This is a genomic window from Bacillus sp. FJAT-29814, from assembly GCF_001510715.1.
Taxonomy (GTDB): Bacteria; Bacillota; Bacilli; order Bacillales; family Cytobacillaceae; genus Neobacillus.
Window position 1 is genome coordinate 119,414 of the sequence record NZ_LMTJ01000010.1, and the last position, 16,660, is coordinate 136,073.

14 protein-coding genes are annotated in these 16,660 nt (G+C 43.0%); 6 read left to right on the forward strand and 8 right to left on the reverse strand.

The window, feature by feature from the left end; all coding sequences use genetic code 11:
- The first annotated feature begins 524 nt into the window (after nucleotides 1-524).
- On the forward strand, nucleotides 525-1,757 hold the full coding sequence (locus AR334_RS24175; RefSeq protein WP_066319808.1) for a Zn-dependent hydrolase: 1,233 nt from the start codon (nucleotides 525-527) through the stop codon (nucleotides 1,755-1,757).
- Here AR334_RS24175 and AR334_RS29715 read toward each other — a convergent pair.
- Complete coding sequence (locus tag AR334_RS29715) at nucleotides 1,738-1,920, reverse strand: hypothetical protein (RefSeq protein WP_156431384.1); 183 nt, start codon at nucleotides 1,918-1,920, stop codon at nucleotides 1,738-1,740. The two genes, AR334_RS24175 and AR334_RS29715, sit on opposite strands and share 20 nt — an antisense overlap.
- Nucleotides 1,921-2,096: 176 nt before the next feature.
- Here AR334_RS29715 and AR334_RS24180 point away from each other — a divergent pair, with 176 nt between their 5' ends.
- Nucleotides 2,097-3,722, forward strand: a complete 1,626-nt coding sequence (locus tag AR334_RS24180) for an ATP-binding protein (protein ID WP_066319810.1) — start codon at nucleotides 2,097-2,099, stop codon at nucleotides 3,720-3,722.
- A 188-nt stretch (nucleotides 3,723-3,910) separates the two neighbouring features.
- A complete protein-coding gene (locus tag AR334_RS24185; RefSeq protein ID WP_367576374.1) occupies nucleotides 3,911-4,678 on the forward strand; it encodes an NRDE family protein in 768 nt (255 codons plus the stop codon).
- A gap of 151 nt (nucleotides 4,679-4,829) precedes the next feature.
- Here AR334_RS24185 and AR334_RS24190 read toward each other — a convergent pair whose 3' ends face one another.
- On the reverse strand, nucleotides 4,830-5,735 hold the full coding sequence (locus tag AR334_RS24190) for an SDR family oxidoreductase (protein WP_066319823.1): 906 nt from the start codon (nucleotides 5,733-5,735) through the stop codon (nucleotides 4,830-4,832).
- Between the two features lie 226 nt (nucleotides 5,736-5,961).
- Between AR334_RS24190 and AR334_RS24195 the strand changes: the two genes are divergently transcribed.
- A complete protein-coding gene (locus AR334_RS24195; protein ID WP_066319825.1) occupies nucleotides 5,962-6,696 on the forward strand; it encodes a sulfite exporter TauE/SafE family protein in 735 nt (244 codons plus the stop codon).
- A gap of 49 nt (nucleotides 6,697-6,745) precedes the next feature.
- On the opposite strand, the gene ahpF is transcribed toward AR334_RS24195, so the two are convergent.
- From ahpF to AR334_RS24225, 6 genes are all read right to left on the reverse strand, one after another.
- Entirely contained in the window at nucleotides 6,746-8,326 is a 1,581-nt protein-coding gene (gene ahpF / locus AR334_RS24200) for an alkyl hydroperoxide reductase subunit F (RefSeq protein WP_066319830.1), read from the reverse strand.
- 14 nt (nucleotides 8,327-8,340) lie between these two features.
- Nucleotides 8,341-8,901, reverse strand: a complete 561-nt coding sequence (gene ahpC, locus AR334_RS24205; RefSeq protein ID WP_066319833.1) for an alkyl hydroperoxide reductase subunit C — start codon at nucleotides 8,899-8,901, stop codon at nucleotides 8,341-8,343.
- A 322-nt stretch (nucleotides 8,902-9,223) separates the two neighbouring features.
- Nucleotides 9,224-10,267: an ATP synthase subunit B gene (locus AR334_RS24210; RefSeq protein ID WP_066319840.1), complete on the reverse strand. Its 1,044-nt coding sequence runs from the start codon at nucleotides 10,265-10,267 to the stop codon at nucleotides 9,224-9,226.
- Between the two features lie 182 nt (nucleotides 10,268-10,449).
- Nucleotides 10,450-11,238 (reverse strand): metal-dependent hydrolase, encoded by a 789-nt coding sequence (locus AR334_RS24215; RefSeq protein WP_066319842.1) that lies wholly within the window; start codon nucleotides 11,236-11,238, stop codon nucleotides 10,450-10,452.
- A 141-nt stretch (nucleotides 11,239-11,379) separates the two neighbouring features.
- Complete coding sequence (locus AR334_RS24220; RefSeq protein WP_172799299.1) at nucleotides 11,380-12,351, reverse strand: nitronate monooxygenase family protein; 972 nt, start codon at nucleotides 12,349-12,351, stop codon at nucleotides 11,380-11,382.
- Between the two features lie 128 nt (nucleotides 12,352-12,479).
- Nucleotides 12,480-13,649, reverse strand: a complete 1,170-nt coding sequence (locus AR334_RS24225; RefSeq protein ID WP_066319855.1) for an SLC45 family MFS transporter — start codon at nucleotides 13,647-13,649, stop codon at nucleotides 12,480-12,482.
- Between the two features lie 919 nt (nucleotides 13,650-14,568).
- Between AR334_RS24225 and AR334_RS24235 the strand changes: the two genes are divergently transcribed.
- On the forward strand, nucleotides 14,569-15,336 hold the full coding sequence (locus AR334_RS24235; RefSeq protein WP_066319864.1) for a YhfC family intramembrane metalloprotease: 768 nt from the start codon (nucleotides 14,569-14,571) through the stop codon (nucleotides 15,334-15,336).
- A gap of 127 nt (nucleotides 15,337-15,463) precedes the next feature.
- A complete protein-coding gene (locus AR334_RS24240; protein ID WP_066319874.1) occupies nucleotides 15,464-16,453 on the forward strand; it encodes a LacI family DNA-binding transcriptional regulator in 990 nt (329 codons plus the stop codon).
- Nucleotides 16,454-16,660 lie beyond the last annotated feature (207 nt).

A 16,660-nucleotide genomic window follows, 5' to 3' on the forward strand; every position in this document is an offset into this window, starting at 1 on the left:
AACACCATTTATTAATAAATTTATTAATTGGTTGAAAAACATTATTGACACTTTTACACAAAAGAATGGACTTGACTCGTAGGGAGGTCCTACGTTACCGGAAGCATGAAAAAATAAATGAATTGGTCACGTAGAGAGGTTCTACGTGCCCGAAAGCATGAAAAAATAGATGAGTTGGTCACGTAGAGAGGCCCTACGTGCCCGAAAGCATGAAAAAATAGATGAGTTGGTCACGTAGAGAGGCCCTACGTGCCCAATAGCATGAAAAAATAAATGAATTGGTCACGTAGAGAGGGTCTACATGTCCGAAAGCTAAAATACTGGCAAGCCGGTCACGTAATAAATTTTTCAATCCTTAACAGCGCTAATCATACAAACTATAAAACAATTTCTATGAATTTTATGATGTTTTGTCTAATGACATCTTCTACATGGGAGATATAATTAAGATTAACTGAATATTTTTAAAAGGGCATTATAGTTATTTGCGTTGAAAACGCTAACAAACAAAGGAGGTTTAAAACATGCAAAAGCAAAAGATCGAGATTAACGGGGAACGACTGAAGCAGGAGTTGGAGCGAATCGCCGACTTTGGCCGCACGGAAAACAATGGCGTCACCCGGCTATCGTTATCAGATGAGGACCGTCGGGTGCGCGATTATTTCCGCTCCTGCTGTGAGGAGTTAGGGATGACGGTCACGGTCGATGATATGGGCTGCATGTACGCCACCCTGGAAGGCACGGAGAATAAACCGCCGATTTTAATTGGTTCCCATCTGGATTCGGTAAAAAAAGGCGGCCGCTTCGATGGCGTTCTCGGTGTCGTAACCGGGTTGGAAGTCGTAAGAACGCTTGTCGACCAAAACATCAAGCCGAAATATCCGATTACCGTTGTGAATTTTACCAATGAAGAAGGGGCAAGGTTTGAGCCTTCAATGATGGCCTCCGGCGTCCTCTCAGGGAAATTCGATAGAGCGGCCATGCTACAAAAGAAGGATGATTCTGGAATAACCTTCGGTGAAGCACTTAAGGCAATCGGCTACGAAGGAAGTTCAGATAACCGCATCAAGGAAGCATCAGCTTTCCTCGAACTACACATCGAGCAAGGACCGATCCTCGAATCGGAAAAGCTGACCATTGGAGTGGTTGAATGTGTGGTCGGCATGGCCTGCTTTGAAATTGAAGTCACGGGCGAATCCGATCATGCCGGGACGACCCCAATGACAATGCGCAAGGATGCCCTATTTGCCGCAAACAATCTCATCAACGAAATCCGCAATCACCTCAGTAACCTTGATCCGGAGCTAGTTTTCACCATCGGCAGGGTCAATGTGTATCCAAGTATTCATACAGTCATTCCTAATAAATTCGTCTTTACACTTGAGGCACGCCACAAAGACATGGAAATCGTCAACACCTTCAAGGACTTCGTTCAAGGGTTGCAGAACTTTACCGAAAACGAAGGCTGTGAGATCAAGGTAACTAAATTGTGGGATCGTGATACGGTCTGGTTCGAGCCGGATCTGTGCAATCTACTGGAACATTCCGCACAGACGCTGGGATATTCCCATAAACGAATGGTCAGCGGAGCCGGTCATGACGCCCAGTTCATCGCTAACTATGTTCCAACCGCGATGCTGTTCGTTCCAAGTGTGAATGGAAAAAGCCACTGCGAGGAAGAACTCACGTCCTGGGAGGACTGCGGAAAAGGGGTAAATGTCGTTTTGGATACGGTTCTTAGCCTGTTGGCACGGTAGGCGCAAAGAAAATACGTAATATCGCAAAAAAACAGCGACGTCCGCAAATAAATCGATAAAAGAGCAAACAAACCGTCGAAACCCGCAAATAACCATCGATATTTTCAAACTCTGCCGTACTCACGGCAGGGTTTTTTCTTTTTAAAAAAATAAAGCCTTTCACCAAGTTTTCACCAAACTCTACTAAACGATCAGCGTGGAAAGCGTTCTTGGAAAAGGCAGTACATTTATCATTGAGATTCCGCAAATAAACTTAAATGTTAGATAAAGGAATGTATTCCAATAAAAGATTATCTGATATATGATAGAAAATATACTAGATAATGGATGTGGGGTCCGTTGAATCTGCTGGATTATGTTGTTAACCTCTCGCTTTTTTCCTTATTTGCCAGTACACCGTTAGTACTCCGATCCTTCATTACTTTTAAGCCGATTAAACACTATCGGATAATTGGAGGAATCTATGCGGGAATCATCACTGCCGTCCTTGTAGCGTTATCCTTCGAACGTGAAGGGTATGTGTACGATTTGCGCTACGCTGCAGTCATTCTCAGTTTTGCTTATTTAGGCCCGGTGGGCGGCCTTATTACAGCTGCTTTTTCAATGGCCGCACGACTTTTAGCGGGCGGTCACTGGTTAACACCTGTAATCGGCTGGTTTGTCATCATTGCAGGTTTTTTGGTCGTACATTTTTTGACAACCAGGCTCAATGCTGTAAAAAAAACTGTGGCCTTATTTTTGATTTATTTAGTTGTCTACGTCATTGATGTTCCAATCATTTTTAAGGTTTTTCCAGACAAGCCGCTGTTTCATTTACAATACATACTGTTTGTTATGTTGGCAGTTGTCCTTGGAGTTTTACTAATCGAGTCATATCTAAAGCTGTATCGATTGAATGATAGACTGCTAGAAACGTATAAAATGGTGGAAGAGAGCGAATCTAAGTATCGCCTAATTGCTGAAAATACTTCCGACCTGATTAAGGTAATGGATAAGCAACATTCCATCAGCTACTTTTCCCCTTCACACCAGCTTGTTTTGGGGTACGACCTATCCGAATTAGAGGGTGCGGATTTATGCAAGTTTATTCACCCTGACGATATCGGGACGTTCAAAAATACCATTCAGGGCATGTTCCAATCGAAAGAATCACAATCGATGGAATTTCGTTTCCTGCAAAAGGGTGGCCGCTGGATTGAATTTGAGTCCCGTTGTGTGCCTGTTGAGGGGGAAAATCACGCTGTAGAGCATATCGTCATAATTAGCCGCGATATTTCAGAACGGAAAAAATCAGAGGAAATACTTTTACAATCTGAAAAACTATCAATCGTCGGTGAACTGGCGGCGGGGATTGCCCACGAAATCCGTAATCCGTTGACAACGATTAAAGGATTTATTCAGCTTTACAAGTCAACCAATAGCAATTTTGAGTTTAGTGAATTGCTCCTGGGGGAGTTGAATCGGATTGAAACCATTACGGGCGAAATGCTCACGTTGGGCAAACCGCAGGCTGTCAAACTGGTCGGTGCTGATTTGCGGGAGTTGATTGAAAATACAATAGAGCTGTTGTCCCCGCAAGCGTTGCTGAACGGGATACAGTTTCAAATGGTTTCGGAAAAGTCTCCATTTTTTATAACATGCGAAAAAAATCAGTTGAGACAAGTGTTCTTGAATATTTTCAAAAATGCCATGGAGGCAATGCCTGAAGGTGGGGAAATCGATGTCCAGCTTCGAAATGGCGCTCCGGGAGAGTGCGTTGTGTCTGTCCGGGACCATGGCTGCGGCATCCCGGAAGAGCTGTTGCCGCGTTTGGGAGAGCCGTTTTACAGTTTAAAAGAAAAGGGAACAGGACTCGGCATCATGATTTGCCATAAAATTATCAAGCAGCACCAAGGCAGTATCACCTATCACAGTAAAGAAAACGAAGGAACCCTGGTAGAGATTAAATTGCCATTAGCAGAATAAGGGGAAAAGCGAAGTGAATCTCTGGAGAGGAGGTTTCCTTCGCTTTTTTTAATAGACTAGACTAATCAAACGTTTGATTGAACCTAAACGTAAACTACTTAAACGTTTGATTAGTCTGAGCATTATCATAGTAATTCATAGAGCTGGCGGGATAAAATATAAGAAGGTAAATTTTTCAAAAGGCTGTGATGGCGATGTGTTTAATTCTGTTTGCTTATAAGGTACATCCTGATTATAAATTGATTGTGGCAGCGAACCGAGATGAGTTTTACAAAAGGCCGACGGCTCCGGCCCATTACTGGGAAGACCATCCTGATATACTTGCCGGGCGTGATCTTGAAAAAATGGGCACGTGGATGGGAATCACTCGCAATGGCCGATTTGCCGCCCTAACGAATTATCGTAATCCACAGGAGGTGGCCGACGGAAAGCGTTCCCGAGGCGAATTAGTGGCAAATGCGCTTCTATATGAAGGAAATACGAAAGAGTATATAGGGAAGCTGATGGAAAACAAGGAGCAGTACCCGGGCTATAATCTGCTGGCGGGGGACTTAGATGAACTCTACTATTTCTCCAATATTGGAGGGGAGCTTCAAAAACTTGAACCGGGGATATATGGTGTCAGCAATCATTTATTAAATACTGACTGGCCAAAGGTGATTAAAGGCAAGGAACGATTATCGAAACTCATGAATGGCAATCAGGAAGGTTTGTTAGACGAGCTATTCACGCTACTTCAAACATCTGACCCTGCTCCAGATGAACAGCTCCCGAAAACGGGGGTTTCATTGGAGATGGAGCGAATGCTGTCACCACTATTTATCAGCAGTGAACACTACGGATACGGAACAAGAAGCTCAACTATCTTGTTAATGACCAATACCGAAACCCAATACATTGAACGTGCATTTACAAGAGACGGTACAAAGGAACAACAATTCAAAATTCAAATATAACAACAGGACAAAAACCTAAATTAAGAAAAGTGTTAAAGTGAGAAATGGTGTCAGGCACCATGCGTGGACATTTGTCCGCCAGTGGTGGACACCGTTTTTTTATTGATTCGTCCCGAGCTCATTTGCGCGCACCCTAGCTGTCCCGTTTCTGCTACGAGGTGATAAAGCCGCCGCCGTTGACGTGGAGGTTTTGGCCGGTGACGTATCTGGAGTCGTCGCTGGCGAGGTAGACGTAGGCGGGGGCGAGTTCGAAGGGCTGGCCGGCTCGTTTCATCGGTACGTTGGTACCAAAGGTTGTGACACTCTCGGCGGAAAAGGATGCTGGAATGAGCGGAGTCCAAATGGGTCCCGGGGCTACTGCGTTGACGCGGATGCCCTGTTCAACGATTGATTGAGATAATGAACGCGTAAAGGAAACGATGGCACCTTTGGTCGCTGAGTAATCGATTAACGTTTTTTGGCCACGATAGGCGGTAATGGAGGAGGTATTTATAATCGAACTTCCCGCTTCTAAGTGGGGCATGGCCGCCTGTGTCATAAAGAAATATGAAAAAATATTTGTCGCAAAGGTATGAATCAACTGCTGTTCTGAAATATCGGTCAACCGGTCCTGTGGGTACTGCACCGCACAATTATTGACGAGAATATCCAGTTTTCCAAATGTCTGTACCGTTTGATCAATCACCTTCTGGCAATTTTCCTTAAAGCGCAGGTCAGCAGGTATGGCCAAGCAGCGGCTGCCGATTTCCTCCACTCTTGCCTTAGTCTCCTCGGCATCCAGTTCCTCATACAAATAGGCAATAGCGATATCTGCTCCTTCCTTGGCAAAGGCGTAGGCAACCGCGCGGCCAATCCCGCTATCGCCGCCTGTTATAATGGCAACTTTGCCCTGCAGCTTCCCACTCCCTTTATAATTTGGATTATCCGAAATAGGCCTAGGATTCATTAAGTATTCTAATCCAGGCTGTTGATCCTGATGCTGGGGCGGAAACGATAACAGCTGTTCGTCGCATTTTGTTTCTTTGCCATAGTATGGATACATCGGATAGTCTCTCATGTAAGTTCCTCCTTGGGCGGTTTATCTAGAACACTATATGCCTGGGAAACTGGGAAGTTCCAGTATATAAAATTTACTAAAGTCCATTAAGTATATTTTAATTATTCATAAAGCTACAGCAGGTTTTTTGATAAGATTTCCTTATCGTTTTTCATAAAAAGGGCGAAATTTATTTATCATTAGTAAAGGAATATACTGTAAAAGAAGGAACAAGGGGGTGCAAAACATGGAATATATTACTCTTTTTATTATTGGGATTTGTGCGACAACGCTCGGAACACTTGCAGGAGGAGGCGGACTAATAAGTCTCCCGGCAATGCTGATTCTAGGTTTTCCGGTTCACTCCGCTATTGGTGCGAATAAAGTATCAAATACAATCAGTTCATTTTCCAGCTTCTATCATCTTTATAGAAGGAAGGAAATCTCGCTAAAGGAAGCATGGTGGATCATCCCTGTCAGCCTTGGCGGCGGGGCAAGCGGCGGTTTTATTGCTTCAAAAATATCTGCAGAAAATATGTCTATCATCGCTATTATTTTATTATTCTTTGCTTTCATCACATCGTTTCATAAGAAGGGGAATTTTACTGGGCAGGAGCCATTGAAGCCAAACAAAATCAGTGTGCCCGGTCTTTATGGCATCGGGATGTATGACGGCCTGTTTGGTCCAGGGCAGGGGACATTAATGTTGTATTTATTCGGTTTTCTGAATATCGCCTATATCAAGGCAGTTGGATTGGTCCGTCTAGCCACTTTTTCAAGCTGCTTTGGCGCCGCCATTACCTACATCGCTACCGGAAAAATCATCTGGCCGCTGACGCTGGCTTTGCTGCTCGGCTCCCTGACAGGAGCGCAAATCGGCGTCCGCATCGCCGAAAAACTGCAGCCGAAATTTGTGAGGCCAATCCTAAGGGTCGTCACAGTCGGACTGATTTTCCAGATAGTAATAGGGAAGGTGCTGTAGGGCTTCAATATAAAAAGGGAATTGGACGAGTCCAATTCCCTTTTACGATTTATTGATGAACGGCTTCCTTATGCTTACTAGCTGAATCAACGTTCGACCAATCGTTTCGGATGATATAATCGAATGCACCAAGTGATGCGGTCGCACCAGATCCCATTGAGATGATAATTTGCTTATAGGCACTGTCAGTACAGTCACCTGCTGCAAATACACCTGGGACGCTGGTTGCGCCATGCTTGTCGACAACAAGTTCGCCCATGCGGGTTTTCTCGAATGTGTCATCGAGCCAATCGGTATTTGGCACAAGGCCAATTTGAACAAACACACCTTGCAATTCAACGTGATGTTCTTTGCCAGTTCCACGATCAATATAGGTAAGACCGTTCACTTTGTCAGTACCGGTAATTTCCTTTGTTTGCGCGTTCTTGATTACTGTTACGTTTGGAAGACTGTATAGTCGATCCTGGAGTACAGAGTCTGCCTTCAGTTCCGGAGCAAACTCAATTACTGTTACATGTTTTACGATACCTGCAAGGTCAATGGCCGCTTCAATCCCGGAATTTCCGCCGCCAATAACAGCAACGTCTTTTCCTTCAAATAACGGACCATCACAGTGAGGGCAGTAAGCCACGCCTTTGTTCTTGAACTCCGCTTCGCCAGGAACGTTTACATTACGCCAGCGGGCACCAGTTGACAGGATCACGGTTTTACTTTTCAGAACAGCGCCGTTCTCCAGTTCAACCTCGATGTAGTCGTTCTTTTCTATACGCTTGGCGCGCTGTAAATTCATGATATCGACGTTGTATTCTTTTACATGCTCTTCAAGACTGGCTGCAAGCTTAGGGCCTTCGGTATATTTTGTACCGATGAAGTTCTCGATGCCAAGAGTATCCATGATCTGTCCGCCAAAGCGCTCGGCAACAATACCGGTACGAATGCCTTTACGTGCTGCATATACTGCTGCACTTGCACCCGCAGGGCCGCCGCCGACAACCAGTACATCAAACGGATCTTTACCATCAAACTCTGATGCATCAGCCGTGCTGCCCATCTTGGCAAGAATTTCTTCGAGCGACATCCGGCCGCCGCCGAAAGATTCCCCGTTAAGGAATACGGTTGGCACAGCCATGATATTCTTGCTTTCGACTTCTGCTTTATACGCCGCACCGTCAATCATGGTATGTGTAATGCCAGGATTGAGAACACTCATCACGTTTAGTGCCTGGACAACATCGGGGCAGTTATGACAAGTTAAGCTGACATACGTTTCAAAGTGAAACTCGCCCTTGAGGTTTTTCACTTGGTCAATGACCTTTTGATCAACCTTAGGAGCTCTGCCGCTCACCTGTAAAAGCGCCAACACTAATGAAGTAAATTCATGACCAAGCGGGACGCCGGCAAAAGTAACGCCGTTTTCCTCGCCAGGTCGGTTGACACTAAAACTTGGTGTTCTTTCCAATGTTGTTTTTTCTGCTTTAATTTTAGACGACATTGCTGTTAGCTCATCAACGAGAGCAAGCATGTCCTCTGACACCTTGTCAGATCCTGCACTGACTTTCAGAAGCACGTCGCCTTCCATTAGCTGAAGATACTGAGCTAATTGTGCTTTTATATCTGCATCTAATACCATTTTTATCCTGCTCCTTAAATTTTGCCTACAAGGTCAAGGCTTGGCTTAAGTGTTTCGCCGCCTTCTTGCCATTTAGCCGGGCAAACTTCGCCTGGATTGTTGCGAACATATTGTGCTGCTTTGATTTTGTTAACAAGTGTGCTTGCGTCACGGCCGATGCCGTCTGCGTTGATTTCCATAGCTTGTACAACGCCGTCTGGATCAATGATGAAAGTGGCGCGTTGAGCAAGACCTTCGTCATCTAAAACATCGAATAAAGTAGAAATTTTGTGTGAAGGGTCGCCAATCATTGTGTATTCAATTTTGCTGATGGCAGGTGAGTGATCATGCCATGCTTTATGTGTAAAATGAGTATCAGTTGAACAAGAATAAACTTCTACGCCAAGCTCTTTTAGAGTTGCATATTGGTTTTGCAGGTCTTCAAGCTCAGTAGGGCAAACGAATGTAAAGTCTGCTGGATAGAAGCAAAGAACGTTCCATTGACCTTTGAAAGTTTCTTCACTTACTGATTTGAAATCACCGTTTTGGTAAGCTTGCGCTAAGAATGGTTGTACTTCTTTTCCGATTAAAGACATGTTAAATCTTCCTCCTAAATTATGTTTATATAACAACTAATTATTTGGTTTTAATAATTAGTTATTTAAAATAATTCTAATACAATACATATTATTATATATATTTAACCATATTGTCAAGAATTATAACCTTAAAATTTTCCAGTGACTTTCTGTATAATAATGTAAACGCTATCATTTAGATGAGCCAGCGTTGGCCGCAGGCAGCTTTTTTACAATAAAAAATTAATTTTGATAGAAGAGCATTGATTTTCAATTAATATATATATTCTCAATTGAAAAAGGTACTGCGATTATCCGCCAGTACCCTTTTAGGCTCTTTTTATAGTTTTCCAATAAATGTGAGGAACTTTAATTCTTCGGCATCTGTTCCGCCGTCAAGGATTTTTCGGACATCATTTAGCGTGTCTTTAAGGTCAACAGATTCACCCTTTAGTCCGGTGTACTCTTCTGCGACATAGAATGGCTGGGTCAGATAGGCCTCTAACCGTTCACCACGGTTATAGGTCTCCAGTTCAGCGGAAGGAATTCCATCCAGCCCCCTGACAGTGACCAAAGAACGCAGCTCTCGATAGCGGCGCAGCAGTTTTTGGGCACGTTGTTGAATGAATAGATGATTTTGGTCCAGGTGTGCTCCCTCTAATACCGAAGATGTAGAGTAAATCGGGTTGACAGCAGGGAATTTATGGCGCGCAGCGAGATCCATATCAAATTGAAATACTGTTTCCAGTGGACCATAAGGAAGGTCTTCATCAACAGCCGCCCCTTTTAAATCGAGGAGAAATGTTGTTACAGATTGGATGTCAGCATCGTGAAGCTTATCTTGGAGTTGAAATATTTCCCCAGTAAGTACATGAGAGCGATCTGCGGTAAAAATAACATCGGTATTTTTTCCTAAGGCAAGTGTTTGTTCATAAGCTTTTTCAATCGAATCGACAACCACATCGACATGTTCGGTAATGTCATTGATTTCCGGATGATTCCCTTCCGGCTGCAGCAAAATAATAGAGTAACCTTCTTTCTTAAGCCGGTAATATAACTCGCCAAGAACGACAAGCTGTCCCATTCCAGGCCGTGCCACCAATCCGACTGTCCCGCCTTTGGCGATTGGCGCAAACAAATCCAACGTTTTTATTTTGGTTTCAATCATTTCCACCGACTCCCCTCGTAATATCAATTCATCCAAACTGCATTGGGCCAAAGATGCCAGCGTAACCAAGGTGCGAACCTCCGCGCGTCCGATCGGGATTTTCCCGGTACATAAATTGGAAACGGTAGCCGGACGCAAGCCAACCGATTTTGCCGCACTAGTCAGGTTCGGTACCCTTCTGCGCAGCAAAGATACATTTAATCTTAAATTTTCCAAAATTTCCACCCCTTTGATTTATATGGTAATTTATTTTACTCTAAAAAGCAATTTATTATTACTCTGAAAAGTAATTTATTTTACTTTTAGCAAAAAAGAAACAGGGGACAACTCTGTGCTTTTGAAGCACAAAATCGTCCTCTGTTTCTTAGTACTTAGTTTATTTTAGGGGATTTCCTCATTCACAAGCGCTTGTCAAATTCTCTTTGTTCGCCATAGCCAAGTGTGACGACATTTGTATTTGGATAGTCATTTAATAGTTCTTTAAACTCTTTGTCTTTATCAATCATATTCACAATGACAGGAAAGGTCTGCAGCAGCAGGGTCAGGGATTCGGGCGAAGTGGCGGTTTCGTTTGATGGAAAGGTGTGGCTCGGGATGACATATCTTACCTTTAATAAATGTTTAACGGCATATGCAGCTTCCCTCGGGCCCATCGTAAAATGCCCTGATGCGGAAAGGATGGCGATTTCAGGCTCATAAACGTCTTGAATCAGCTTCATATCTGACATCAATGCGGTATCGCCTGAATGATAAACGGTGTAATCATTATGGAAATCAAAAATATAGCCTGCAGCCTCACCGGCATAAACAGGAGGTCCTTCGGTTTCCCCATAAGAAGAGGTGTGTTTTGCCTGTACCATTGTCACCGTAGCGTCACTGAGCGAAACAGAGCCACCAGTATTAATCGGAAGCACGTTTTTCATGCCTTTTTGAAGTAGGATTAATGCCAATTCATACTGGGCCACAATCAGGACGTCCGGTTTATGAACGACGAGCTTGGAAAGTCCGCTTGTATGGTCGAAATGTCCATGGGTTAAAAACACACAGTCAATAGTTTGATAGAAATCAGCCGTATCCAAATGTGGCGGGAAACCAGGATTTAAATCAAAAAAGGGATCGATTAAATAGTTTTTGCCTTCATTGCTTTGAAACAGATACATGGCATGACCAAGCCGGGTTATTTTCATGAGCAACACCCCTTTTGTTTTAGTATAAATCTATTATTTTATAGCAGAAATATTCGTTATATATATGGGTCCAATTTAATAAGTAAAAAAGGCACCTGACTTATAAGCACTAATATGCTCTAAAGTCGGTACCTTCTATCATTAAATGCAAGTTTCATATTCCCTCATGATGTTGTTGATGATCGTTTTAACCGGGAGGATTTCGTTAATTTCATGGACACGTGCTCCTGCAAAAACAAGGCCGTTTTCACAATCTCCATTCATTGAGGTAACCAGAGAATCCATCGTGCAAAACCGATAAGAGCAATTTTTCAGGCAATCGATGCACTTCTTTATTCTCACCTTTTTTTCATCCAAAATCAGGTCGGTAAAATGGTTTTTGATCGCACGGCCCTGAAGCCCAACCGTCGTTTTTACCATAACTATGTCTTCCTGACGGGCATGAACATATTTTTCTTTAAAGGATAACGGCGCATCGCATTCCTCGCTGGCAACGAATCGTGTCCCCATTTGCACGCCGGACGCTCCCATCTTCAGGGCACGGGCCAGATCTTCTCCGGTCATGATCCCGCCGGCAGCAATTACGGGAATCTTCACTGCTTCGACTACCTCCGGTAAAATATCGAATAAGGGCCGATCCGTTCCAAGGTGTCCGCCGGCTTCATGGCCTTCGACGACAACGGCGGATGCCCCAAGACGCTCCGACATTTTCGCCAGCCTTGCCGTGGACACAATAGAGATGACAGGTATGCCGGCTTCTTTGCCCCAAGCATACATGTCCCTTGAAATTCCCGCCCCTGAGATAATGAAATCAACTTTTTCTTCAATGGCTGCCTTCATTTTTTCAGCAAAGTCACTCATGGCAAAGAGAACATTAACCCCGATATAGCCTGCACCTTCTATGCTTTTTCTGGCCTTCCGAATATGAGTTCTCATCTCGTCAACTGTAATTCCGGTTCCTGAGATGATTCCGATTCCGCCGGCGTTGGCAACTGCGGATGCCAGCCCGCTTAAAGAAATTCCTACTCCCATGCCGCCTTGCATGATAGGAAATTTGGGTAACATGTGACCTATTTTCAATTGTGGGAAATTCAAGCAAAAACCCCATTTCATCATTATTTTTAAGGATACCCTGTCATTGTATCAATAAAGCCGCAATGATGAAGTGAGAAAATTAACACCTGCTCCTAATAGTTGATAATATTCGTTGGTATGACACTTATAATCCGAACGGAAAAAAGTTATCCCTCAGAAGCAGCCGGAGTTTTTACTTTAAGAATACAACTTAATGCAAACAGCATACTTACTGCTGCTGCAAAAAATAAGATTCCAAATCCCCAAAGGTCAATGAACAACCCCAAAACAGGCGGTGAAACAATCGCAGCCAGCGAGGAAACCAAATAGTACAACCCAGTCCGCGTTCCAATCCTGTTTTCACTTCCGGCAGCTACTATAAACGGGTAGGCATTGATATTGATGCAGGCCCAAAACATGCCGCCAACCACAAGAAAAAACCGTAACACAATAACGGATTTCACCCAATTAAGTAGGAAAAACACTAAAACAAGGCCGCAAATTCCCAACAGAATCACTTTTTTCTCGCCGTATTTTGCCCCTAGCAGCCCGCTTGGAATCGAGGACAGAACAAAGCTTAGTGAAAAAAATGCCAAAGAAAAGGCAGAGGCGCTTTTGGACATGCCGAGTTCTTTCACCCCATATAATGTAAACAACGCCTCCATTCCTTGGATGGCGACGAACCAAAAGAAGATGGCAGCCAATAGGAAAATAGTTGCTGTGTTCAATTCCTTTTTATAGTCGAGTTTTTCGGTAGTGGAAAAAGTTTGTGGGAGCGCATCGCGGTTTTCTTTAATATTTTTAAAAATAACCATTAAAGCCACAAGAAAAATGGCTGCAACCAACAAAAACGGAAGCGATTCATCAATATTAAATAGATAGGCACCTGCACTAAACGCCAAGATGGCACCCAGTCCGCCCATAAAGTTTATCACCCCGTTCGCCTTGGTTCGCATCGGCTCAGGTGTAATATCGGGCATTAAGGCGATGGTAGGGGAACGGAAAACCGCCATTGACAAATTCATTCCGACCATAAAAATAATAAGCGTGATTAGGCTGGTATGAAAGGGAATAAGTGCGATAAATGAAGCAGCCAACGGGATCCCAATCAGCAGATAAGGCATGCGCCGGCCAAAGCGTGTTTCGGTACGGTCGCTGCGGTGCCCGATATAAGGCTGCAGAAATAAGGCGAAATAATTATCAATCGTCATCAGAAACCCTATCAACGCCGTGCTTTCGAGATAATCATTCAAAAAGAAGGGAACAAAACCGTTGTATAAGGACCAGCCAATACTGATACTGAAAAAACCAAACCCCAATAACCAAATTTTCCTCATCTAATAAGCTCCCTTCTCGAAATCAAATGGAAACAGAAAGAGGCATGGAATAGGACAAAAGATTCAGGTAAATAAAAGAATGCTACTATTCTATGCAGTGATTTTTCATGATTGCGTATTTGTTTCCAACATTGCTTAAATGGATGGGAAAATTCCAAGGCAAGAGGGCGGTTCTCTTGCCTCATAATTAAAAAAACAAGACTTGGCGTGGATCAAGTCTTGTTTTTTGCTTTTTAAAATAGGACTCACCTTCCTTTTGGCAAGTCCATATCAGGTTGTGGGTATATTTTTTCAAAGGCCTTTTGGAAGCCGAAATTTAAACATGCATCTGCTAAAAGTAACAGGAAAAAATAACTTGATTTCACTTTAATGTGAAACACATTGAATTTCTTAAATAAAGCGATGACCGGAAAGGCATAAATCAAATCCGCTGCGATATTGATAAATGCATATAAAAGAAATTTCCCTTTTGATAAATAAAAAACCCATATATTCATCACAAGGTAAGGCCCAAATAGCAAAAGGAACGCAGTATGGGTCATATTTTTTTGACCGCCTTTTACCTTCCACAATCGATGTGTCGTAAAGAAGAAAATCTCGCACATCACCGTTAGAGCGGAAAACAAAGAAACAGGAAGATACTTAACGAACAACTTCTTTTTATTAGGAAGGAAAAAAACCGAAAGCCAAGAACCAACAAAAAAAGCAATCCTGATTGCAATAGGCAACATCGTATCATCATCTCTTTTTTACCAAGTAGTTTGCTAAGAAACCGGTATCCTTATTCAGAGACAAGGGTGTAATTTTTGTTAAAAAAAATTATTAAAAATGTATTGACGAATATCAATAATTATAATATTATCATTCTTGAGAATGATAATAATTAAAACAAAGGGTAAAATTAAGGGGGAGAAAGAGTATGGTCAGTACTGGAACAATTATTTCAATGGTATTTCCGATTGTGTTTTCATTTGCTTTATTTGCGGGGTTGATTTTGTTTTATCGAAAAAGAACAGGGGTTGCGGCAAAGCCGGTCATCATAGGTGCAATTGGATTTGTTGTGATTACACAGGTGTTGGAAAAAGTGTTGCACCTCGGTGTTATCACAGCCTTTCCAAACTACGCCGATCATCCTGTACTCTGGGGATTATACGGAGGGTTGGCTGCAGGAACATTTGAAGAAATTGGCCGATTTTTGTTATTCGCTTGGCTATTGAAAAAGTACCATGACTACAAAGGCGGAATCTCTTTTGGAATCGGCTGGGGCGGCATCGAAGCAGTTCTCCTGATGCTGTTGATGATGGGTACAAATATTGCGTATGCGGTCTTGATCAATTCGGGCACATTTGAGTCGACATTGGGGGCTCAAATACCCGCCGATCAGGTAGCAGCGATTAAGGATACAATCTTAAACAAGGGGATATCATTTTATTTATTGAGTGCTGTGGAACGATTCTTTGCGGCATTCCTGCAAATTGCCTTCAGTTTATGGGTATTAATCGGTGTGGTGAAAAAGAAATTTTCTTATGTGATTTACGCTCTGTTAATTCATGCGGCCATTGATTTTCCATTGGTATTTGCGCAAACAGGATACTTCACAAATATGTGGGTCATTGAAGGCTATTTGGCCATCATCTTTCTTGTCTCACTTGTTCTCATTAAAAAGGCAAGACCACATTTACAGTAAGTGCTTAAGGGACTCTTTCGCGGCGCGGAAGGGTCTTTATTTTTCAAAAAATCCAAGAAGCATTTCCTTTTGACATTATTTGTGTAAAATAATGATAGAACATTTCGCTGTAAAAGGGGGGGGATTCATGCTTACGATTAAGGAAATTGCCGAACGGGCCAGTGTCTCGCGGACGACGGTATCCAGAGTATTAAATAATTCGGGTTACGTTAGTGAGGAAGCCAAAAGAAGAGTATTAAAGGTGATTGAAGAGACCGGCTATATACCGAGTGAAAATGCCAAGTCGCTTAGGACAAAAAAGACAAAGGTCATCGGGGTCATCCTGCCGAAAATCAGCACGGAAACTTCCAGCAGGCTTGTGAAAGGAATCGATGAAATATTGGCCAAGAGCGGCTATCAAATTCTGCTTGCCAATACAAATCTAAAACCCGAAAAAGAAATAGAATACCTGAAGCTGTTGAAAAGCCGCCATGTTGACGGCATCATTCTTTCCGCAACAAATGTAAACAGGTCTTTAATAGAAGAAATTTATCAGCTAAAAATCCCGTTTGTCACCGTCGGCCAATATATCTCAGGCCTGGCCAATGTCGTATTTGATGATTATCAAGCAGCAAAGGATATGGTACAGCTCCTGATTAGAAAAGGGCATAAGCGGATTGCATTTATTGGAGTGGATGAAAGTGACCGGGCTGTCGGGTACCTGCGGAAAAACGGCTACTACGATGCAATGAAGGAAGCGGGATTACCAGTGGAAGACAGCTGGGTGCAAAAAGGCGTCTTCAACTCGGAATCCGGCTATGAATCGATGAAGTCGATGATCGAAAACTCGGATAACCGGCCAACAGCGGTTGCAGCCGTTACCGACCGGCTGGCCATTGGCGCGATGCAGTTTATCCAGCAGTTTGGCTTTTCAATACCTGAGGATATTGCCATCGCCGGAATGGGTGCTTCCGAGCTATCGAGGTACATTACTCCATCCTTAACAACGATTGATTTTTCAATGGAGGATGCGGGGCGTGAAGCAGCGGCGTTATTACTGGAACAAATCGATGGAGAAATGTACCACGAAGAAATTAGAACAATAAATTATAGACTTCTTGAACGAGCTAGTATATAATCAGTGTGTAATCGATTCCACAGTGTGAGATTCATCGATTACACTTATTTTTTGTTATTTAGGGAATCGATTCCACACGAATCGTTCCAAATTTTTAATAAACATGAAATCGATTCCACTTGAATATAATTAGCCATCGGCAACAGACTAGGACTAATTGATTTTTTTTGAGGAAATGTGTAATCGATTCCACAAATACATGGGGGG